Origin of the sequence: Variovorax sp. V15, from assembly GCF_041154425.1 — a bacterium.
In the GTDB taxonomy this organism is placed as follows: Bacteria; Pseudomonadota; Gammaproteobacteria; order Burkholderiales; family Burkholderiaceae_C; genus Variovorax; species Variovorax guangxiensis.
This window is the reverse complement of the sequence record NZ_AP028659.1, coordinates 2462344-2481695: the sequence shown is the minus strand read 5'-3', so window position 1 is coordinate 2481695 and position 19352 is coordinate 2462344. Positions and strand designations below refer to the sequence as shown.

The window sequence follows — 19352 nt, the reverse complement described above, 5'->3', positions numbered from 1 at the left end:
CTCTTGTCGTTCCTATCGGCGGAATCCTTCTGCCAGCGCACGGGTGAGCTCGGCCGCCGGAATCTCGCGGCAACCGGTTGCGTTCTGCCCCGACCACAGCGGAGAGAAGTCGCCGCTGCCCTTCGCTTCGGCCTTGGCGCGCAGCGGCGCGATGGCCGAGGTGGCCAGCGGAAATTCAGGAGCCGCCGAACCGATCGGGCCCAGGTCGCGCATCACGCGATTGACGATGCCGCGCGCCGGCCGCCCGGTGAAGAGATTGGTGAGCGCCGTGTGCCGCGCCGCCTCGCTCTTGAGCGCCGCGCGATGCAGCGCGCTGGTCGTCGCCTCGGGCGTCAGCATGTAGGCCGTGCCGATCTGCACGCCCGCCGCGCCCAGCGACATCGCCGCCGCCACGCCATCGGCATCCGCAATGCCGCCCGCGGCGATCACCGGCAGCTTCACCGCCTTGACCAGCTGTGGCAGCAGCGCGAAGGTGCCGAGCTGCTTCGTCAGGTCGTGCGAGAGGAAATGGCCGCGATGCCCGCCTGCCTCCAGCCCCTGCGCGATGACCGCGTCGGCGCCATGCGCCTCGAGCCACAGCGCCTCTTCGACCGTGGTGGCCGAGGCCAGCACCTTGGCGCCCCAGCCATGCACCTGCGCCAGCAACGCCTCGGGAGGCAGCCCGAAATGGAAGCTCACCACCGGCGGCCGGAACTCGGCCAGCAAGTCGGCCACTTCGGCGCTGAAGGGGTTGCGGCCCGGCCCGGCAGGAATGCTCGCGGCGTCGATGCCGTACTCGGCGTAGTAAGGCGCCAGCGCTGTGCGCCAGGTGGCTTCGCGCTCGGCGCTGGGCACGGGCGGCGTGTGGCAGAAGAAATTGACGTTGTAGGGCTTGTCGGTGCCAGCGCGGATCGCGGCGATCTCGCTGCGCAGGGCGTCGGTGGCCAGCATGGCCGCCGGCAGGGAGCCCAGGCCGCCGGCATTGCTGACCGCGATGGCCATCGCGCTGACCTGTATGCCGGCCATCGGGGCCTGGATGAGCGGAAGTTCCGTTCCGAGGAGTTGTTGCAGCGTGGTCATTCGAGGGCGCTCCTTCTGTTTCGTCGAATGCCTGCCATTCTCCGGCCAAGCCGGAGGTCGCCGCGGCGGCAGGGTCATCGCCCCGCTTCAGCTCACTCCTCGCTCGTCCACTCCACCTGCACGCCCAGACTGCGCAGGTTCTCCACGAAGCGCGGATGCGCGCGACGAATGGGCGCCGCGTTGCGGATCTCGGAACGGCCCTCGATGCTGGCCGCCACCATGAAGAGCGCTATCGCCACGCGGATGATGTACGGGCTCTCGACCACCGCCGGCGTCAGCGGATTGCCGCCGAAGGTGATGAGCCGGTGCGGGTCGGACGAGAACACGTGCGCGCCGAACTTCGAGAGCTCGCCCGTCCAGCCCAGCGCGCCGTCGTAGACCTTGTTCCAGAACATCGCGTTGCCTTCGGCGCGCACGCCCAGCGCGATGAAGATCGGCAGCAGGTCCACCGGGAAGTAGGGCCAGGGCGCCGCCTCGACCTTGGTGAGCACGTTGCTCGTGAACGGCGTCTGCACCTTCAGCGGGCCGCTGCGGATGGCGCGCGACCAGCCTTCCTTGTGCTCGATCTGCACACCGAACTTGGCGAAGGTGCGGTCCAGCAGCGGGAAGTTCTCGGGCGCGCTGTTGCGCACGATCACGTCGCCGCCGGTGATGGCGCCCAGCGCCAGGAAGGTGGTGATCTCGTGGAAGTCTTCGTCGAAGCGGAACTCGCCGCCCTTGAGCGTGCCGCCGCCGTGCACCGTGAGCCGCGAGGTGCCGATGCCCTCGATGCGCACGCCGATCATCGACATGAAGCGGCAGAACTCCTGCACGTGCGGCTCCGAGGCCGCGTTGGTCAGCGTCGAGGCGCCGTCGGTGGCCGCCGCGCACAGCACGAAGTTCTCGGTGGTCGTGACCGAGGCGTAGTCCAGCCAGTGGTCGGTGGGCATCAGCCGGCCCTTGCTGCGCACCAGCAGCGAGCCCTCGGTGCGCTCCACCTCGCCGCCGAAGCGCTGGAACACCTCCACGTGCGGATCGATCTCGCGCACGCCCAGCGTGCAGCCCTTGACGTTGTCCTCCAGACGCGCCACGCCGAAACGCGCCAGCAGCGGCGGCACCAGCATGATCGACGAGCGCATCTCCTCCGGCAGCCGGTGGCGCGACGCGTCGAAGGCCGTCTCGCGGTGGTGCAGCTCCAGCGTGCCCGTTTCGTGGTCCATGCGCACGTCACTGCCCAGGGTGCGGAAGATGTCCAGGATCTTGCGCACGTCGGTGATGTCGGGCACCCCATGCAGGCGCAGCGGCTCCCAGGTGAGAAGCGTGGCGCAGAGCACCGGCAGCACTGCGTTCTTGTTGGCGGAGGGGGTGATGCGGCCACGCAGCGGCGTACCGCCGTGCACGATGAGGTTGGACATGGGGAAGAGCGCGCGAGAAGGCGGGAAAGCGACCGGGGTGGAGGCGGCAGGAAAAGGTTCGGAAATAGTCCGAAACGGGAGACAGGACTTTACCGTCTGAAAGCGGCATGAACGGGGCCGAAGTTGTAAGAACTTCAACGCTGGAGCCGCTCAAATAACAATTCTTTCGCGTTACATCAAGCAAATTCCAGCGCACCTGATGGTCACGCCGGGCGCCGCCTACGCACCGAACAGCAGGGTCGCCAGCATCCAGGCCGCCCACAGAGCGGCATAACCGGCAGCCAACAGCACGCACCCGAAGGCAATGGCGTACGCGATGCGGCGGCCGGCCGTTGGTGCGCCAGGCACGTGACGCCAATAGATCCAGACCGCCCAGCCCAAGAGAATCGCGCCCTCGAGGACAAGGGTGAGGGTCGGTGCAAACGCTCCCAGTGCGGAGAACGCCTTGGTCCCGATGAACCCTGCCAGCATCTCGACCAGAGGTGAAGCAATCGCCCAGAGCGCAATGTGCGAGCCAAGTCGCCAGCTCGGCTTCATCGCAGCGCCTCGCCCTTGAAGAAATGCAATGGCATGGGTTGCTCCCACCCGGGTGTTTGGTAGCCGATCACATGGACCGCTGGCACGTAACCCATCACGCTTTTGAGGAGCGCAGCCAAGTACGAGCTGCTGTTGTATTCGCCGGGATTCATCTTGTCGCCCCGCAGCTTGGCCGGAGGACGATAGGGTGAGACATAGCTTGCAAAGTTGGTGGCACGAATCACCAACTCACGCGCGAAGGTCTCGCGACTCATCCCGGCCGGCGGATCGAGCGGAATCTTGACGATCACCCCGCCGGGCAACTCGTTGGTGTAGATGTTGGTCCTGATGCGCAAGAGATTGTGCAAACCTGCCTCCCCGAAGGTGGGCTGTCCATCAATCACGGTGATGCCGTTGTAGGCATCGTCAATGATGAGCGACAAATGCAGATCGGCGTATGGACGCCCGATGTACCCCGCATACGTCGCAGCGATCCGCCCATAGAGCGTGAAGGTTGGCTCCGAGTGCTGTGCACGCCCAACTGTATTCATGTCTGTTGACATTGTCCTCCCTTGATTGGCCAGATGCCCTGGCGATGCCCGGCGCATGGTATCGATTCGGGCATGTGCCGCCAGCCAGCCCAAAGCCCTCGCTCCCCACAACGTGTGTTTTTGCGCAAGTTGAAGCGCGTCGTGCTGACAATGAGGAGGAAGCCTGAGCCCCCGGGGCGGCGCCCATTCGCGACGAACTTGTTACTCACCCGCCATGCCCTTGTCCAAATAAATTCGTTGCCTCCCGCCAGCTCTCGCTGTCCAGGCAACCTCGAAAGGACAAGACAAATGAACTCCTCCTACACCGGCGGCTGCGCATGCGGCGCGATCCGCTACGAGATCCCCTCCGAGCCGATCTTCCAGAACCACTGCCAGTGCCTCGACTGCCAGCACAAGAGCGGCACCGGCCACGGCTCCTACCTGAGCTTTCCGCGCGGCGGCGCGAAGCAGACCGGCAAGGCCACGCTGTGGGACATGGTCGGCGACAGCGGCAACGTCAAGACCCGCGCGTTCTGCCCCACCTGCGGCTCACCCGTCTACATGACCTATGCGGCGATGCCGGACGTCATCACCGTGCATGCAGCGAGCCTTGATGACCCGAGCCGGTTCAGGCCGCAGGCGGTCACGTACGGCGTGCGGGGGCATGCATGGGACGTTCTCGACCCGGAGCTGGTCAAGTTCGAGAAGATGCCGCCGGGCAAATAAGAAAGCGCTCTACCCCGTCATCGCCTCGCACTGGATTTCGATCCGGGCATGAAGCAGACCCAGCGTCGCCGAAAGCAGCCGCTGCAGCGAGTTGCGCTGGCAGGCATCGAAGAGTGGCGCGGGGTCTGCGTCGGACGAAGCGGCATCGCGCCGGTCTTCGTCCCAGCCGAGCAACTGGATCAGCGTCTGCGCGCCCTGCACCACGTCGCGGGCATCGTTGAGGAATGCGGCCTGGCTTTGTTGCGAAGAGTCGCCGAGCCGGTCGCCCTGAATCCACTCGAAGGGCTTGAACTGGGCGTCGGGGCGATAAGGCGTGCAAGCGCAGCGAGCGTCGGCGCTTGCCGCGTCGTTTGAAGAAGCATTGGCCATGAATGGGCCTCCCAAGGATGTCGATTTGCAGAAACCGACGCACCCGCTGCTAAACGAGGGCGGCAGCTCGAACGGGTTAGCAGACCGGGACATCCTTGCGGAAACCGGCAGGGCGCGAGCCCTCCCGTTCGAGCCGCCTAAAAAGAGGCACGAACGAAAAAGCCGCAGACCAGTGCGGTGGCTGCGGCTCTCGTCGCAGGATGTCGGCGGGCTGCTAAACCCGGCCCCGCTCATCACGAGGCGGGGGCAATGTAAGCGCTGCGGACAGAGCTAGTCAAGTTTGGGACGTCAGAGTTGCGCGAAGCTGGACGACGGTTCAGCATCCCCAGTCCTCCAACCCCAACAATCAAACACGGAGACCCGGATGAGAAAGCTCAAGCTCATGGAGCACGTGTCGCTCGACGGCGTGATCCAGCCCTCCAGCGAAGACGGCTTCCCCTATGCCGACTGGACCGCGCCCTACCGGACTCCCGCCGGCCGGGACGAGGTGCTTGTCGCGCACGGCGGGCGCTTCGATCTGCTGCTGGGCCGGCGCACCTACGACATGTGGTCGGACTACTGGCCGAAGGCGCCAGCCGGTCCGATGGCGGATGGATTGAATGCGGCGACCAAGTTCGTCGTCACCCATCGCCCGGAGAGCCTCGCGTGGGGGCCGTTCGAAGGCGTCGGGCCGGACTTGGTCGAGGGCGTGCGGCGCATCAAGTCGCAGGCCGGCCCCAACCTTGTGCTGTGGGGCAGTTCCACGCTGACATCTGCCCTGCTGGCGCATGGGCTTGCGGATGAAGTCCTGCTGATCGTCTACCCGGTGCTGGTGGGCACGGGCAAGCGCCTCTTCGCCGAGGGGACGCCGGGGTGTTCCTTCGAACTCGCCAGCACGAAGACGACGCCGTCCGGCCTACTTCTCAATACCTACAAGCTCGCCGGGCCGCTGCAGCCCGCGTAGCGAGTCGGACGGCGCGGGCCAACCCGCCCAGGCTGCGCAGCGACACCACAGGCTGGCGCGCGAGCAGCGAAGACTCCTCGGATCGATCTGGCTCATCCGCAGCTCTGAACGCGGCGGGCGCCGCTTCGGCGGCCTCGACCGCCCCCATACGATTCCCATATGCCTGCCCGGCCAAACGGTATTGGACGAGGCCCTCACCCCGGTTCGATGATTGTTCGATGACAAGCCATTCGGGCAATTGAGCGCAGACGCACACGGTGCGTGCACGTGATTTGGGCGCCATCTCTTAGAGCAACGATGGAGACAACGGATGAAAGTTCGATTCCTGTTCGTGTGGATTGCTGCGTCCATGGGCCTGCTTTCCATCGGCATGTCCGGTCAGGCTCAGGCAGAGGCGCAGACGCAGGCAAGCGACGCTTCCCAGCGCTCGTCGCGGATCGTCATCGGCTACCCACCGGGTCAATCCGTCGACACGGTGGGGCGATACCTGGCATCCACCTTGAGCAGGAAGCTGGACCGCAATTTCTTTGTCGAGAACGTTCCGGGTCAAAGCGGAAGCATCGCGCTGGGCAACGTCGCCAGATCGACCGGCGACCTGAACACGCTGACGTTCTCGGCATCTTCGGCGCTGGTCATCAATCCGATCCTCTTCAAGGCCGTGCGATACAACACGCTGAAGAACTTCGAGCCGGTCGCGACGCTGTACGACACCCCGCTGCTGCTGCTCGTCAATTCCAAGCTGCCGATCGATTCGGTGGAGTCGCTGGTCAGCTATGCGAAGAGTCATCCGGGGGAGATCAGTTTCTCATCGCCGGGCGTGGGAAGCGTTTCGCATCTCGCGATGACGGAGTTCATCCGGCGTACCCAACTGAAGTTCGTGCACGTTCCCTATCAGGGCGCTGCGCCATCGCTGACGGCCCTTGCCGCGGGCCAGGTCCAGGTGACCTTCGAAGGGGTTGCTGCCGCGACGCCGCTCTTGCAAGGCGGCCGCATCAAGGCCTTGGCCATCAGCAGCGCGAAGCGGCTGCCCAAGCTCGAGTCGATTCCCACAGTTGCCGAATCGGGGCTTCCGGGATTCGATGTCGTGCCATGGGTCGGCCTGCTGACGCCCAGCGGTGTCGCGCCGGACAAGGTCGCGGAGATCTGGAACGCAGTGCAGGCCATCCTGCAAACCGACGAGTACACGGCCTTGATCGAGCAGGTTGGAGGAAGACAAGCGGTTCGATCACCCGCGGAATTCCGCAAGTTCCTCAAGGAGGAGGTTCCGCGCTGGCAGGAGTTCATCAAGGTTTCGGGAGTGACTGCGGAATAAGAAAAAGCTGTGCGAGCCGGGCCCGAGGTTCCGCTCGTGAATTGCATCGATAAATTGAATGGAGACAAGAATGTCATTGAACATTGCCGATGAAATGGCTTCACGCTGGACGCCTGTCGAATCGAGCCCGGCCATGAAGCAAGCTCTCGAAGGATTGCCTTCGGGCTGGAAGACCCGTCGACTGGCCCCGTCGCTTGGGTTGGAGTTGCAGGATCTGTTTCTGCCGGATCTCGATGACGACGGCATCGCCAGGATTCGCGCACTGCTGCTGGCTTTCCGGGTGCTGGTCATTAGGCGTCAGCCTGTCTCCCCCGCGCAGCATGTGGCGTTCGCCCGAAAGTTCGGCGATCTCGAGACGCAGAATCCGCTGCTGGCCGCCAACGCGGATTTTCCCGAGCTTGTTCAACTCAAGGCGTCCAAGGAAAAGAAGGGAGCCGAAAACCTCTTTCACTCCGACACCGCGTTCTACGAGAAACCCTCGATGGGTTCGATTCTTCGTTGCATCAAGTGCCCGGAAGTTGGAGGGGACACCATCTTCTGCAACATGGTTCAGGCCTACGCCGGGTTGCCGGAGGAGGTCAAGCGCAAGATCGACGGCATGGTGGCAGTCAACGACGTCAATGTCGCGTTGTTCAAGAAGATGGATCCGAACGAACGCGCCGCGCATCGGGATCGGCATCGCGCCGTGGAACATCCGGTGGTCATCACGCACCCTGAAACCGGGGAGTCGATCCTGTACGTGAACGAAATCCACACCACGCACATAGCCAACTACCGGGAAGTCCTGGGCTCGGATTGGGGCATGGATACCCCGACCCAGATTCGCGAACTGTTCGACCTGCTCGTGCGCCAGGCCAAGATCCCGGAATACCAGGTGCGCGTGCACTGGGAGCCGGACACGATCGTCTTCTGGGACAACCGGGCAGTCCAGCACTACGCGGTGTCCGACTACTACCCCTCGGAACGCCACATGATGCGCGCGACCATCATTGGCGATGTTCCGAGGCGGGTTCGATAGCGAACAGACAGATCTGCCTCTGTTGCGGACATCGGCCCCGTCCGGAAGCGTTCGCTCTGCATCGAATTCACGACGTGCGCCGTGAAGCGCTCGCCATCAGTCGCAGGTTCTGCACTGCCGCGCCCGCGGCTCCCTTCCCCAGGTTGTCGAGAACCGCGCCCAGGACGATCTGACCTGTACGTTCATTGCACGCAACGGCCAGGCTCATGTCGTTCGAGCCGTTGTGGACCTGCGGGTCGAGCTCGGTCATCGGCACGGCGGACGACATCGGCAGCACGTGGACGTGCGCCGCATCACGGTATCGCTGCGCAAGACATTCGTGGATGCGCATGCCCGAGACACCGGAGGGAAGCATTCGCGTGTGCAATCCGATGGTGAGCACGATGCCCTGCCGGTAGCTGCCATAGGCCGGCACGAAGATGGGGCGCGCCGTCAACCCGGCGTAGGCCTCCATTTCCGCCACGTGCTTGTGCTCGAGTGCAAGGCCGTAGACCTTCAGCGAATGCGCTGCCGCCCCGGCCTCGTGCGCTTCCGCTCCCGCCCTGCCCTGGCCCGAATAACCCGAGACCGCATGAATGACAAGCGGATAGTCGGCGGGCAGGAGGCCCGCATCCGTCAACGGTCGCAGCAGGGCAACCGCAGCGGTGGGATAACAGCCCGGATTCGTGACCCGCGCTGCCGAGGCAATGCGCTCGCCTTGCCGTGCATCGAGCTCGGGCAGGCCGTAGACCCAGCCCGGGCTGGTGCGGTGAGCCGAGCTGGCGTCGATCACGCGCACCGAAGGGTTCTCGATCATCGCCACCGCGTCGCGTGCCGCAGCGTCGGGCAGGCAAAGGATGGCGATGTCGCACTCGTTGAGAGCGGCCCGCGGGCAGCGGCGTTCTTGCGCAGGTTCGCCGGCAATGTGTGGACGCGGAATTCCCCACCCCGGAGCCGGTTCTGCAGGTCAAGGCCGGTGGTGCCCTGATCGCCGTCGATGAAGATCTTGAGGTCCATGGAGCGCGATCGTAGGCATCCACCCTCGATGGCTCCAGCTAAATATATGGAACCCGGAATTAAGAAAAGTTAAATTTGCGCCATGCGAGAACTGAGCCTCGACCATCTGCGCACCCTTGTCGCCATCGCCGACCTCGGCTCCCTGGCCAACGCCGCGCGCGCCCTTCACCTGGCGGCACCCACGGTCACCGTCCAGATCGCCGAGCTGGAGTCGCGCCTGGGTGGCCAGTTGCTCGTTCGAGGACGGGGGCCCGCGCAGGCAACCGCCCTGGGAGAGCGCTTCATCGCGCGTGCCCGCAGATTGCTGGCCGACGCGGACGAAGCAGTGGAGGACGTCAGACGCCAGCTCGCGGGCCAAACTGGCCGCGTGAGGGTGGGTGCCTCGACGGGTGCCATTGCGCATCTGCTGCCGCCCGCGCTCGGACGCCTCGCCCGCAACCATCCCGGCATCGACGTGAACGTGCAGGTGTTGACCTCCAATGAAAGCATGGCCCGCCTCGCCGCAGGCAGCCTGGACATGGCGGTCGTGGCGCTGCCGCAGGCGCCCGTGCGGGGCGTCCATGTCACGCCCCTGCGGCGCGAGGCGGTCGTCGCCTTCCTGCCGGCAGACTGGAAGGCACCGAAGCGGCTGACCCCGCAGTGGCTGGCCCAGCAGCCGCTGATCATGAACGACTCCTCCACGCGTCTCTACAGGCTTACCGCGGAATGGTTCTCCGCGGCAGGCGTCCATTGCCGGCCGCGCATCGAGCTCAACTACAACGACGCGATCAGAACGCTGGTTGCCGCGGGCTACGGCGCAGCGCTGCTGCCGGAGGAATCGCAACAGAGCGCGCGCGACCCTCGCATCGCGGTGCGTCCGCTCAGCCCGGCCCTGTGGCGGCAGCTCGGCCTCGCGGTCAGCGACCGGGGCGCCAGCGGACCGACGCGTTTCGTCATGAACGCCTTGCTGCCTGAAAAGGGGGCAGCTGGCTGAAGGCTGAATACCCGGTCAGACGGGGATAATTCTGAAAATCTTTGTACTCACCGCCCGCAACCGCTATCGCTATGCCTTCGGGAATCAGGTTTTCGAACATGCCGGCCAAGCTTGACCAGCATCCGCAGCGGCAACGGAGGCCGGGACGCATGGTCCGGTTCAGCCTCGGGCTGCAAATTCAAGCATGAACCTGCGACAGATCGAGGTGTTCCGCGCGGTGATGATCACCGGCTCCGTGAGCGGCGCAGCGCGGCTGCTTCACGTATCCATTCCTGCCGTCAGCCGGCTGCTCTCGCATACCGAGAGCCGGCTGGGCTTTCTGCTTTTCGAGCGCGTGAAGGGGCGCCTGCATGCCACAGCGGAGGCGCGGCGGCTGTATCTGGAGGTCGAGCAGGTCTACGGCGGCGTGCAGCGCATCGGCAGCCTTTCGCACGAGCTTGCGCTGCGGCGACGCAGCCTGCTGAGCATTCTTTCGAGCCCCAGCATCGGGCAGACGCTGGTGCCGCAGGCGATCGCGCAGTTGCGCAACGCCATGCCCGACGTGCAGGTTCATTTCCACTGCCTCACGCATGAGGCGCTGAAGGAACGCATCCTGCAGCAGCGGGCCGACCTGGGCATTTCCACCTTTCCGGTCGACCATCCGAACCTTGCGACGAGGCCGCTGGCGAGCAGCCGGCTGATGTGCATCTGCCCACGCAGCCATCCGCTGGCCGCGTTCGAAGAAGTCGGCCTCGACGAACTGCTGCCCCACGAGTTCATCGGCTATCCGCACGGCTCGCCGCTGGGCCTGCGCATCGACCAGATGTTCGAGACGCGCGATGCCGCGCCGCGCATCAGCGTGGAGGTCACCTCGCCGCAGTACGCCTGTTCGCTGGTGCATGCCGGGGCCGGCATCGCGCTGGTGGACGAGTACTCGCTGCAGGGCTGGCTCGGGTCGTCTTTCAAGGCGATACCGGTGCGCGACGCGCTGCCCATCGTGGCCGACCTGGTGTACCTGCAGACCGAGCCCCTGTCGCCAGCGGCGCAGGCGCTGCTGCGCGCATTGCGCAGCGTGCTGCTGCAGCGCGGGCTGGCCTTGCCGCTCGCGGACGACGACGAGATCCTGCGCTGACGAGCCCGGGGGCGCCGCGCCCCCTTTTCCCTTCTTCTCCGCCCGCTGCGGCGACCCCCATCCGATGCCTCCGCGCCCTGCCCCGGTGCAGGCGCGCGCGTGCGCACCACCGGAAGGCGGACCTTTAGCGTGTTGTTAAACCCGAGCGACAAATCGTCATTCGACGCCGTGGGCACCGCTTCGAATAATCGATCGCACCAGTCACACGGCTGCAACGAAGAAGGTTCAAATGACATCGCGCCCCGCCACTTCCCCACGTTTTCTCGGCCTTGCGGTCGCCCAGATGGGCCCGGTCCACCTGTCCGACAGCCGCGAGTCGGTGGTGGCCCGGCTGGTCGACATGCTGCGCCAGGCCCACAGCCGCGGCGCGGAGTTCGTGACCTTCCCCGAGCTTGCGCTCACCACCTTCTTTCCGCGCTACTGGATGAGCGAAGAAGAAGCCCATGAGCGCTTCTTCGAGCGCAGCATGCCCGGCCCGGCGACGCAGCCGCTCTTCGACGAGGCCCGCAGGCTCGGCGTGGGCTTCTACCTCGGCTACGCGGAACTCACCGAGGACGGGCGCGGCTTCAATTCGGCGGTGATCGTGGGGCGCGACGGCAGCATCGCGGGCCGCTACCGCAAGATCCACCTGCCGGGCCATTCGGAGCACAAGCCCGAGGCACCCTTCCAGCATCTGGAGAAAAAGTTCTTCGAGGTCGGCGACCTGGGCTTCCGCGCCTTCGACACCGACGGCGTGCGCATGGGCATGTGCCTGTGCAACGACCGCCGTTGGCCCGAGACCTACCGCGTGATGGCGCTGCAGGGCGCCGAAGTGGTGGTGCTCGGCTACAACACGCCCTCGCTCAACATCCACTGGAACGAGCCGGTGCACCTGCGCACCACCACGCACCTGATCTCGCTGCAGGCCAACGCCTACCAGAACGGCATCTGGGTGGCGGCTGCAGCCAAGTGCGGGTCGGAGGACGGCCACCACATGATCGGCAGCTCCGTGATCGTGGCGCCCAGCGGCGAGATCGTGGCGCGCACGGTGAGCGAGGAAGACGAGGTCATCTGCGTGCGCGCCGACCTTGCGCTGGGCGCGCACTTCCGCGAGCACGTCTTCAACTTCGCCAAGCACCGCCGTCCGGAACACTACCGCCTGATCGTCGAGCGCACGGGCGCTGGAGATCCGCTGCCATGAGCGGGCAGCAGCAGCACCCATCCGCGCCAAGGGCGCTGGGCATCCTCGGCGGCATGGGGCCGCTGGCGGGCGCGACCTTCGCGCTGCGGATGGTGCAGCTGACAGAGGCTGCCGTCGACCAGGACCACATTCCGACGATCCTGTGCAACGACCCTCGCATCCCCGATCGTTCGAGCGCCATGCTCCAGGGCGGCGAGAGCCCGCTGCCCGCCATGCAGCGCGGCATCCGCCTGCTGGAGGCGGCGGGCGCCGGCTGCATCGCCGTGCCCTGCAACACCGCGCATCTCTGGTTCGACGACCTGAAAGGCGCGACCCGGCTGCCGGTGCTGAACATCGCCGAGGCGGTGGTGCAGAACCTGCGGCGCCACAGTGTCGTGCAAGGCAAGGTGGGCGTGCTTGGCACGCCGGCCACGCTGGCGCTCGGCCTGTACCAGCGAGCGCTGGAGCAGGCGGGGTACGAGGCGATCGTTCCCGAAGCTGACGACGTGCAACGCCACTGCGTAGCGTCCATCGCGGCGGTCAAGGCCGGGCAGATCGATGCCGCCTGGGAGCCGGCCGCACAAGGCATCCGCGCGCTGGTCGCACGCGGCGCGCAGGCCGTGGTGCTCGGCTGTACCGAGCTGCCATTGGCGGTTCCGCACCACCGGCGCGGCGAGTTCGACTGCGCGCTCACGGACTCCATCGACGCGCTGGCGCTGGCCGCGATCGCGCACTGCCGCCAGCAGCACTGAGGCTGCCTCCCCTTTTCGCCTCCCCTTGTCGCCTCTCCACTTCCACGAAAGACCCTTCCGATGATCCATCGCAAGTTCTCCCGCCCGATGGCCGTGCTGGCCACCGCCTTCGGCCTGCTGGCGAGCGCCGCCCCGACGTGGGCCGCCTGGCCCGACCGCCCCATCACCTTCGTCGTGCCCTCGGCGGCCGGCGGCTCGCCCGACGTGCTCTCGCGGCTGGTGACCAACGAGGTCTCCAAGTCGCTCGGCGTGCCGGTGGTCATCGAGAACCGCCCCGGCGCAGCAGGCAACATCGGCATCCTGCAGATCAAGAGCAAGCCGGCCGACGGCTACACCATCGGCTACGGCAACGTGAACACGCTGGCGGTCAACCGCACGCTGTTCAAGAAGCTGCCTTACGACGTGGACCACGACCTGATGCCGGTGGCGCAGGCCTTCGACCTCTACAACGTGCTGATCGTGCCCAAGGACTCGCCCATCCAGGACGTGGCCGGGCTGGTGGCCACAGCGCGCAAGCAGCCGGGCAAGCTGTCCTTCGGCGCCCCCGGCATCGGCACCACCGGCCACATGGGCGGCGAACTGTTCCGCAGCATGGCCGGCATCGACGTGCTCTTCGTGCCCTACAACGGCGGCCCCGCCGCGCTGCAGGACCTGATGGGCGGTCGCATCGACTACCTGTTCGCCAATTCTTCCGAAGTCGGCCCGCTGGTCTCGTCCGGACGGGTGCGCGCGCTCGCGGTGAGCAGCGCCAAGCGCATCGCGCTGCTGCCGAACGTACCCACGCTGGACGAAGCGGGCATCAAAGGCTACGAGACGGTGGCCTGGGGCGGCGTGGTCGCGCCACGCGGAACGCCGCGCGAGGTGATCGAGAAGCTCAACGCCGCAATCAACGCAGCGCTGGCCACCCCCAGCGTGCGTGAGGGCCTCGCCAAGCTCGGCGCCGTGCCGGCCGGCGGCACGCCCGCCGACTTCCAGCGCACCATCGACCGCGAAACCAAGCGCTGGGGCGAGCTGATCGAGCGCAACCGCATCGAGAAGCTCGACTGATGGCGGGCCTCGCGACTCCATCCGGGCAACAGCAGCAACAACAGCAGCAGTTGCTGCTGCGCGGCGGCACGGTGATCGACGGCAGCGGCGCCCCGCCGCGCCGCGCGGATGTGCTGATAGAGGGCGACGCCATCGCGGACATCCTGCCGCCAGGCAGCGAGATCGCTGGCGCCGGAGTCGTCGAGCTCCACGGCCTGGCCCTGGCACCCGGCTTCATCGACTCCCACACCCACGACGACGGCTACCTGCTGGCGCATCCGGACATGGTGCCCAAGGTTTCGCAGGGCGTGACCACGGTGGTGACCGGCAACTGCGGCGTGAGCCTCGCGCCCGTGCCGCCCGGCAGCCCCCTGCCCCAGCCGCTCGACCTGCTGGGGCCGCCCGAGCTATTCCGCTACGCGAGCTTCTCTTCCTGGATGGACGCGCTGCGGCAGACGCCCGCGGCGGTCAACGTGATTCCCCTCGTGGGCCACGCCAGCCTGCGGGTGAGCGCGATGGACGACCTGCAGCGGGCCGCGACGGCGGAAGAATGCGCCGCCATGCGGCAGCTGCTGGCCGAGGCGCTGGACGCCGGCGCGTTCGGCATGTCCACCGGCACCTTCTACCCGCCCGCGCAGCACGCCACCACGCAAGAGATCATCGACATCGGCGAAACCATGCGGGGCCGTGGAGGCATGGTCTACGCGGTGCACCTGCGCGACGAATCCGACCGGATCGACGAGGCGATCGAGGAGGCACTGGAAATCGGGCGCGCGCTGACCGCGCGCGTCGTGTTCTCGCACCACAAGCTGGCGGGCGAGCGCAACCATGGCAGGTCGGCGCAGACCCTCTCGCGCATCGACGAGGCCGGCGCGATGCAGCCTGTCTGCCTCGACTGCCACCCCTACCCGGCCACCTCGACCATGCTGCGGCTCGACCGCGTGCGGCTGGCGAGCCGCACGCTCATCGCATGGTCGAAGAACGAGCCGTCCGCGCAGGGGCGCGACTTCGCGGACCTGCAGCGCGAATGGGGGCTGGACGACGAGGCCATGCTGCAGCGGCTCGCACCCGCGGGCGCCATCTACTTCCTGATGGACGAACGCGACGTGGAACGCATCCTGGCGCACCCGCGCACCATGGTCGGCTCCGACGGGCTGCCCTTCGATCCGCATCCGCACCCGCGCCAGTGGGGCACCTTCACGCGCGTGCTGTCGCGGCTGGTTCGCGACAAGGGCCTGCTCACGCTGGAAGCCGCCGTCCACAAGATGACCGGGCTGGCCGCGAGCAACTACGGACTGGTAGACCGGGGCCTGCTGCGCCCGGGCCTGCGGGCCGACCTGGTGGCCTTCGACCCGCAGCGCGTGACGGACCTCGCCACCTTCGACAACCCCGTGCAGGCAAGCCGGGGCATCGAGGGCGTGTGGGTCAACGGGCAGCGGGTCTGGGACGGGCAGCGCCCCACCGGCCTGCGGCCGGGCAAGGTGCTGCAGCGGCACTGATCCGGGACCTCCCTTTCTCTCTCCCTCCTCTGTTCCCCTCCTTCAAAACCGTCGAATCATGAACCCCAAGAAAATCGCCTTGACGTTTCTGACCGCCATCGGCCTCCTCGGAGGCGCCGGGCATGCCATCGCGCAGGCCCCGGCCAAGCCCAACGTGGTGATCCTGGCCACCGGCGGCACCATCGCCAGCCGGGGCGCCGACAGCCTGGCGCTCACCGACTACGGCCTGAGCAAAGGGCTGCAGCCCGTGGGCGTCGAAGCACTGGTGACCGCCGTTCCCGAGATCCAGAAGTTCGCCAACATCACGGGCGAGCAGATCTTCAATGTCGGCAGCTCCAAGCTGAGCATCGACAACTGGCTGACGCTGGCGAAGCGCACCAACGAGATCCTCGCGTCGAAGAACGTGGACGGCGTCGTCATCACCCACGGCACTGACACGCTGGAAGAAACCGCCTACTTCCTCAACCTGGTGGTCAAGAGCGCCAAGCCCGTGGTGATCGTGGGCTCCATGCGCCCCAGCACCGGCATGAGCGCGGACGGCCCGCTGAACCTGGTCAACGCGGTCGCACTGGCCGCGAGCCCCAGCGCCCGGGACAAGGGCGTGATGGTGAGCATGAACGAGGTCATCAGCAGCGCGTTCAGCGTGACCAAGACCAACACCACCAACGTCGCCACCTTCAAGAGCCTGGACGGCGGTGACCTGGGCTACATGCAGAACTCCACGCCCTACTTCGTGGCGCAGCCGCTGAAGCGGCACACGGTGCACAGCGAGTTCGACGTGTCGAACCTGCAGAAGCTGCCGCGCGTGGACATCAACTACACGACGCTGGGCTCCGACGGCGTGCTGGTCGACGCCGCAGTCGCGGCCGGCGCGAAGGGCATCGTCAACGCGGGCGTCGGCCATGCGAACATGCCCGACGTCACGCTGCAGAGCCTGAAGGCCGCGCGCCAGAAGGGCGTGGCCATCGTCGTCGGGTCGCGCGCCATGAGCGGCATCGTGACCCCGGTCGGGCAGTTCACCGAAGCCGGCTTCGTGACATCGATGATGCACACGACGCAGAAGGCGCGGATCCTCCTGATGCTCGGTCTGACGAAGACGAGCGATCCGAAGGAGCTTCAGCGGATGTTCGAGGAGTATTGAAAGATGGCTGCGGCTGGAGGCCGGCTCACGTCCAGTTCGCCTCCACCCAGTTGCGCACCTTCGCCCACTCGGGCGAGTCCTTGATGTAGTTCTGCGTCGCGCTCACCAGCTCGCCGACGTTCTTGTAGTCGTCCAGTCCGAAGGGCTGCGCCAGCGGCACGTTGCCTCGCATGTAGTTGCCGCCGAGCATCTGGCCGGCCTGGATCGCCGCCAGTTCGGCGGTGGCGTCCATGGTGAGGTTGAGCAGCGCGGTCGCCGGCACCGTTCCATCGCTGAAGGGCCACAGCCAGTGCGTGACGCCCCAGTCCAGCGGATTCGACACCGAGCTTGGCGAGATGCCCACCGGGTTCACGCCGGTGCCGAGCGAGAGCATCAAGATGTCGGACGTGCCGCTCGCGTAGCCCTGGTAGATCGCCTCCACCATCGCCGTCATCGACGGGTTGTTGGCGAAGGTGCCGCCGTCGGCGAAATAGCCGTAGCTGCCCACCTGGTACGGAGGGAAGTAGGTCGGCGCGGCCGAGGTGGCCAGCGCGGCGTCCACCATGCTGATGCCGCGATAGGCATTGCTCGGTCCGTTGGAGATGGTGCAGGGCTCCCAACTGTTCTGGCTCGGGTCCCACAGCCGCGCGGAGTTGACGGCCACGAAGCGGCTCGCCGACGACAGCGGGCCGCTGCCCACCAGTTGCTGCGCGATCGACTGCAGGCCGGTGTTGACGTATTGGCACTCGAAGATGCCCGGGCCGCTGCCCAGCAGTTCTGCCGTCGACTGCGCCGGGGCCCTGTCCTGCTGCCTGGCCTGCGCGTCCAGCAGCCAGCCGTTGGGCTTGAAGATGGTGGCGCCGTCGTTCTCGTAGACGTTCACGATGTCGCCGATGGCCACGCCGTTCACCAGCCCGAGCGAGATCAGCCCGCCGGTGGACGTGCCGGCAAAGCCGTTCGCGCCCGCGACGATGCCGAAGCTCTTGTCCAGGTCCTGGATCAACAGCGCCGTGATGACGCCACGAATGCCGCCGCCGTCGCAGCAGAGAATCTTGAAAGACATGCCGTGCTCCTTGCTCGAGTGGATGGATGGATGAATGGACGCAAGGCGCCCTCTTTCCATCGAAGGCGCCGGGACTTTCAATGCGGGGGATTGCTGATGCGATGAAGTGATCGTTCCCCACGCCGAACGATCGATAGCCACGGATCTCAGGGCGGAATGTGGGTCAATTCGCGGGGCGGTGCATCACTTGAACAAGTGAGGTTCGGGCTCTGTTCAGCAGTCTCCATACAAAGAAAGTCGTCATTCCTCCGCTTCGGCTTCGCGAGCGATTCAGCCTTCGCCGTTGCCGGGCAGCTTCGCGATCACCTTGATCTCGAACTTGAAGCCGTAGAGCCAGGTCACGCCGATGCCGGTCAGCGTGGGATGCGGCGCATCGCCCCAGAACTCCGGCACGATCTTCCAGGCCTTCTCGAAGTTCGCCTCGGGGTCGACGATGAAGACGGTGACGTCCACCACGTCGTCGAAGGTGCAGCCGGCGGCGCCCAGCACCGCGTTCAGGTTCTTGAAGGCGAGCCGCACCTGCGCTTCGAGGTCGGGCTCGGGCGAGCCGTCTTCGCGGCTGCCGACCTGCCCCGACACGAACAGGAATCCGTTGGAGCGGACTGCGGGCGAATAACGGTTCTTTTCGTAGAGCGCCTGGCGCCCGGGCGGGAAGACGACGTCGCGTTTGGCCATGGAATGCTTTCCTTTCTCTCTTCTTCAATGAATGCGATGAAGGGACTTTAGGAATTCGCGCCGCGCCGATAAACGGGCAATGCCGACAATGACTGTTTGGGGAATCCAAACAATCGGCAACTCAGGAACAGCACCATGGACCGTTTCGACGCAATGCAGGCCTTCGCCCGCGTGGTGGAAGCAGGCAGCTTCACCAAGGCGGCCGAGACGCTTCACACGAGCAAGACCAGCGTGACCCAGCTGGTGCAGCAGCTCGAAGCGAGGCTGCGCGTGAAGCTGCTCAACCGGACCACGCGCAAGGTCGGCCTCACGGCCGACGGCGCCGCCTACTACGAGCGCGTGGTGCGCCTGCTGGCGGACATGGACGACGCCGAGACCAGCCTCTCGGGCGCATCAGCCTCTCCCAGAGGCCGCCTGCGCGTGGACGTGCCCAGCCCGCTGGCCCGGATGATCCTGGTGCCGGCGCTGCCCGCGTTCCACGCGCGCTACCCCGACATCCAGCTCGACATGGGCGTGAGCGACCGCATGGTCGACCTGATCGGCGAGAACGTCGACTGCGTGGTGCGCGGCGGCGAACTCACCGACCAGTCGCTCATGGCGCGCCGCGTGGGCGACCTGCAGCTGGGCGTGTATGCCGCGCCCAGCTACCTGGAGCGCGCCGGCACGCCCTCCGATCCGCGCGAGCTGGAAGACACGCACCACCGCATCGTCGGCTTCCTGTGGTCGCGCAACGGCAAGACCTTTCCGTACGCCATGTATCGCGATGGCGAACGCATCGAGGTGCAGGGGCGGTACGTGCTATCGGTCGACGACGGCAACGCGTATCTCGCGGCTGGGTTGGCGGGTCTTGGAGTGCTCTGGCTGCCCGACTACATGGCGAAGGTGCACCTGCCCAGCGGCGAGCTGGTGCCGCTCTTCGAGGGCTGGAGCTTCGACCCGATGCCGCTGTACGTGGCGTTTCCGCCGAACCGGCATGTCAGCGCGAAGCTGCGGGTGTTCATCGATTGGGTGGCGGAGCTGATGGCGCGGCATGCGCCGGTTGCGGGCCGGCCCCTGCGCTCGGGGCCGGCGAGAAGCCGCTGAGACAGAAGAAGAGGAAGAAAGAATCTTC

At 66.3% G+C, this 19352-nt stretch carries 19 protein-coding genes and 1 pseudogene; 12 read left to right on the top strand and 8 right to left on the bottom strand.

Annotated elements, in window-relative coordinates:
* Positions 1-12: 12 nt before the first annotated feature.
* The 4 genes from ACAM57_RS11660 to ACAM57_RS11645 all read right to left on the bottom strand — a co-directional run bounded on the left by ACAM57_RS11660 (position 13) and on the right by ACAM57_RS11645 (position 3532).
* Positions 13-1059 carry an NAD(P)H-dependent flavin oxidoreductase gene (locus ACAM57_RS11660; RefSeq protein WP_369661750.1) on the bottom strand — a complete coding sequence of 349 codons (1047 nt, stop codon included), beginning with the start codon at positions 1057-1059 and terminating at the stop codon, positions 13-15.
* 92 nt (positions 1060-1151) lie between these two features.
* Positions 1152-2453: a UDP-N-acetylglucosamine 1-carboxyvinyltransferase gene (locus ACAM57_RS11655; protein WP_126021903.1), complete on the bottom strand. Its 1302-nt coding sequence runs from the start codon at positions 2451-2453 to the stop codon at positions 1152-1154.
* 219 nt (positions 2454-2672) lie between these two features.
* Positions 2673-2990: a hypothetical protein gene (locus ACAM57_RS11650; protein ID WP_126021902.1), complete on the bottom strand. Its 318-nt coding sequence runs from the start codon at positions 2988-2990 to the stop codon at positions 2673-2675.
* Entirely contained in the window at positions 2987-3532 is a 546-nt protein-coding gene (locus ACAM57_RS11645) for a hypothetical protein (RefSeq protein WP_184636879.1), read from the bottom strand. Before ACAM57_RS11645 ends, ACAM57_RS11650 begins: the two co-directional genes overlap by 4 nt.
* A gap of 276 nt (positions 3533-3808) precedes the next feature.
* Here ACAM57_RS11645 and ACAM57_RS11640 point away from each other — a divergent pair, with 276 nt between their 5' ends.
* A complete protein-coding gene (locus ACAM57_RS11640) occupies positions 3809-4225 on the top strand; it encodes a GFA family protein (RefSeq protein ID WP_369661749.1) in 417 nt (138 codons plus the stop codon).
* A gap of 9 nt (positions 4226-4234) precedes the next feature.
* Here the strand turns inward: ACAM57_RS11640 and ACAM57_RS11635 are convergent, their stop codons facing one another.
* Positions 4235-4594, bottom strand: coding sequence for a hypothetical protein (locus ACAM57_RS11635; protein WP_369661748.1), 360 nt, complete (start codon positions 4592-4594; stop codon positions 4235-4237).
* A gap of 364 nt (positions 4595-4958) precedes the next feature.
* On the opposite strand from ACAM57_RS11635, the gene ACAM57_RS11630 reads away from it, so the two are divergent.
* The 3 genes from ACAM57_RS11630 to ACAM57_RS11620 all read left to right on the top strand — a co-directional run bounded on the left by ACAM57_RS11630 (position 4959) and on the right by ACAM57_RS11620 (position 7867).
* Complete coding sequence (locus tag ACAM57_RS11630) at positions 4959-5537, top strand: dihydrofolate reductase family protein (protein ID WP_369661747.1); 579 nt, start codon at positions 4959-4961, stop codon at positions 5535-5537.
* 310 nt (positions 5538-5847) lie between these two features.
* Positions 5848-6849: a Bug family tripartite tricarboxylate transporter substrate binding protein gene (locus ACAM57_RS11625; protein ID WP_369661746.1), complete on the top strand. Its 1002-nt coding sequence runs from the start codon at positions 5848-5850 to the stop codon at positions 6847-6849.
* A 70-nt stretch (positions 6850-6919) separates the two neighbouring features.
* Entirely contained in the window at positions 6920-7867 is a 948-nt protein-coding gene (locus tag ACAM57_RS11620; protein ID WP_369661745.1) for a TauD/TfdA dioxygenase family protein, read from the top strand.
* Between the two features lie 67 nt (positions 7868-7934).
* On the opposite strand, the pseudogene argC reads toward ACAM57_RS11620, so the two are convergent.
* Positions 7935-8863: pseudogene (gene argC, locus ACAM57_RS11615) on the bottom strand (N-acetyl-gamma-glutamyl-phosphate reductase).
* 82 nt (positions 8864-8945) lie between these two features.
* Here argC and ACAM57_RS11610 point away from each other — a divergent pair.
* The 7 genes from ACAM57_RS11610 (at position 8946) to ACAM57_RS11580 (ending at position 16524) form a co-directional block, all read left to right on the top strand.
* Positions 8946-9836: a LysR family transcriptional regulator gene (locus tag ACAM57_RS11610; protein WP_369661744.1), complete on the top strand. Its 891-nt coding sequence runs from the start codon at positions 8946-8948 to the stop codon at positions 9834-9836.
* 184 nt (positions 9837-10020) lie between these two features.
* A complete protein-coding gene (locus ACAM57_RS11605; RefSeq protein ID WP_369661743.1) occupies positions 10021-10947 on the top strand; it encodes a LysR family transcriptional regulator in 927 nt (308 codons plus the stop codon).
* Positions 10948-11176: 229 nt separating this feature from the next.
* Positions 11177-12127, top strand: a complete 951-nt coding sequence (locus ACAM57_RS11600) for an N-carbamoyl-D-amino-acid hydrolase (protein WP_184636867.1) — start codon at positions 11177-11179, stop codon at positions 12125-12127.
* On the top strand, positions 12124-12858 hold the full coding sequence (locus ACAM57_RS11595; RefSeq protein WP_369661742.1) for an aspartate/glutamate racemase family protein: 735 nt from the start codon (positions 12124-12126) through the stop codon (positions 12856-12858). Before ACAM57_RS11600 ends, ACAM57_RS11595 begins: the two co-directional genes overlap by 4 nt.
* Positions 12859-12918: 60 nt before the next feature.
* A complete protein-coding gene (locus ACAM57_RS11590; RefSeq protein ID WP_126021889.1) occupies positions 12919-13905 on the top strand; it encodes a tripartite tricarboxylate transporter substrate binding protein in 987 nt (328 codons plus the stop codon).
* Complete coding sequence (locus tag ACAM57_RS11585; RefSeq protein WP_369661741.1) at positions 13905-15383, top strand: amidohydrolase family protein; 1479 nt, start codon at positions 13905-13907, stop codon at positions 15381-15383. Before ACAM57_RS11590 ends, ACAM57_RS11585 begins: the two co-directional genes overlap by 1 nt.
* Positions 15384-15462: 79 nt before the next feature.
* A complete protein-coding gene (locus tag ACAM57_RS11580; RefSeq protein WP_369661740.1) occupies positions 15463-16524 on the top strand; it encodes a type II asparaginase in 1062 nt (353 codons plus the stop codon).
* A gap of 25 nt (positions 16525-16549) precedes the next feature.
* Here ACAM57_RS11580 and ACAM57_RS11575 read toward each other — a convergent pair whose 3' ends face one another.
* On the bottom strand, positions 16550-17566 hold the full coding sequence (locus ACAM57_RS11575) for a patatin-like phospholipase family protein (RefSeq protein WP_369661739.1): 1017 nt from the start codon (positions 17564-17566) through the stop codon (positions 16550-16552).
* A gap of 270 nt (positions 17567-17836) precedes the next feature.
* A complete protein-coding gene (locus ACAM57_RS11570; RefSeq protein ID WP_369661738.1) occupies positions 17837-18241 on the bottom strand; it encodes a RidA family protein in 405 nt (134 codons plus the stop codon).
* A gap of 135 nt (positions 18242-18376) precedes the next feature.
* Between ACAM57_RS11570 and ACAM57_RS11565 the strand changes: the two genes are divergently transcribed.
* Positions 18377-19324 carry a LysR substrate-binding domain-containing protein gene (locus ACAM57_RS11565; protein WP_369661737.1) on the top strand — a complete coding sequence of 316 codons (948 nt, stop codon included), beginning with the start codon at positions 18377-18379 and terminating at the stop codon, positions 19322-19324.
* Positions 19325-19352 lie beyond the last annotated feature (28 nt).

Excerpts from the sequence above, each read along its gene's own strand:
- ACAM57_RS11660 (WP_369661750.1), bottom strand. The coding sequence starts at position 1,059 with ATGACCACGCTGCAACAACTCCTCGGAACGGAACTTCCGCTCATCCAG.
- ACAM57_RS11655 (WP_126021903.1), bottom strand. The coding sequence starts at position 2,453 with ATGTCCAACCTCATCGTGCACGGCGGTACGCCGCTGCGTGGCCGCATC.
- ACAM57_RS11650 (WP_126021902.1), bottom strand. The coding sequence starts at position 2,990 with ATGAAGCCGAGCTGGCGACTTGGCTCGCACATTGCGCTCTGGGCGATT.
- ACAM57_RS11645 (WP_184636879.1), bottom strand. The coding sequence starts at position 3,532 with ATGTCAACAGACATGAATACAGTTGGGCGTGCACAGCACTCGGAGCCA.
- ACAM57_RS11640 (WP_369661749.1), top strand. The coding sequence starts at position 3,809 with ATGAACTCCTCCTACACCGGCGGCTGCGCATGCGGCGCGATCCGCTAC.
- ACAM57_RS11635 (WP_369661748.1), bottom strand. The coding sequence starts at position 4,594 with ATGGCCAATGCTTCTTCAAACGACGCGGCAAGCGCCGACGCTCGCTGC.
- ACAM57_RS11630 (WP_369661747.1), top strand. The coding sequence starts at position 4,959 with ATGAGAAAGCTCAAGCTCATGGAGCACGTGTCGCTCGACGGCGTGATC.
- ACAM57_RS11625 (WP_369661746.1), top strand. The coding sequence starts at position 5,848 with ATGAAAGTTCGATTCCTGTTCGTGTGGATTGCTGCGTCCATGGGCCTG.
- ACAM57_RS11620 (WP_369661745.1), top strand. The coding sequence starts at position 6,920 with ATGTCATTGAACATTGCCGATGAAATGGCTTCACGCTGGACGCCTGTC.
- ACAM57_RS11610 (WP_369661744.1), top strand. The coding sequence starts at position 8,946 with ATGCGAGAACTGAGCCTCGACCATCTGCGCACCCTTGTCGCCATCGCC.
- ACAM57_RS11605 (WP_369661743.1), top strand. The coding sequence starts at position 10,021 with ATGAACCTGCGACAGATCGAGGTGTTCCGCGCGGTGATGATCACCGGC.
- ACAM57_RS11600 (WP_184636867.1), top strand. The coding sequence starts at position 11,177 with ATGACATCGCGCCCCGCCACTTCCCCACGTTTTCTCGGCCTTGCGGTC.
- ACAM57_RS11595 (WP_369661742.1), top strand. The coding sequence starts at position 12,124 with ATGAGCGGGCAGCAGCAGCACCCATCCGCGCCAAGGGCGCTGGGCATC.
- ACAM57_RS11590 (WP_126021889.1), top strand. The coding sequence starts at position 12,919 with ATGATCCATCGCAAGTTCTCCCGCCCGATGGCCGTGCTGGCCACCGCC.
- ACAM57_RS11585 (WP_369661741.1), top strand. The coding sequence starts at position 13,905 with ATGGCGGGCCTCGCGACTCCATCCGGGCAACAGCAGCAACAACAGCAG.
- ACAM57_RS11575 (WP_369661739.1), bottom strand. The coding sequence starts at position 17,566 with ATGTCTTTCAAGATTCTCTGCTGCGACGGCGGCGGCATTCGTGGCGTC.
- ACAM57_RS11570 (WP_369661738.1), bottom strand. The coding sequence starts at position 18,241 with ATGGCCAAACGCGACGTCGTCTTCCCGCCCGGGCGCCAGGCGCTCTAC.
- ACAM57_RS11565 (WP_369661737.1), top strand. The coding sequence starts at position 18,377 with ATGGACCGTTTCGACGCAATGCAGGCCTTCGCCCGCGTGGTGGAAGCA.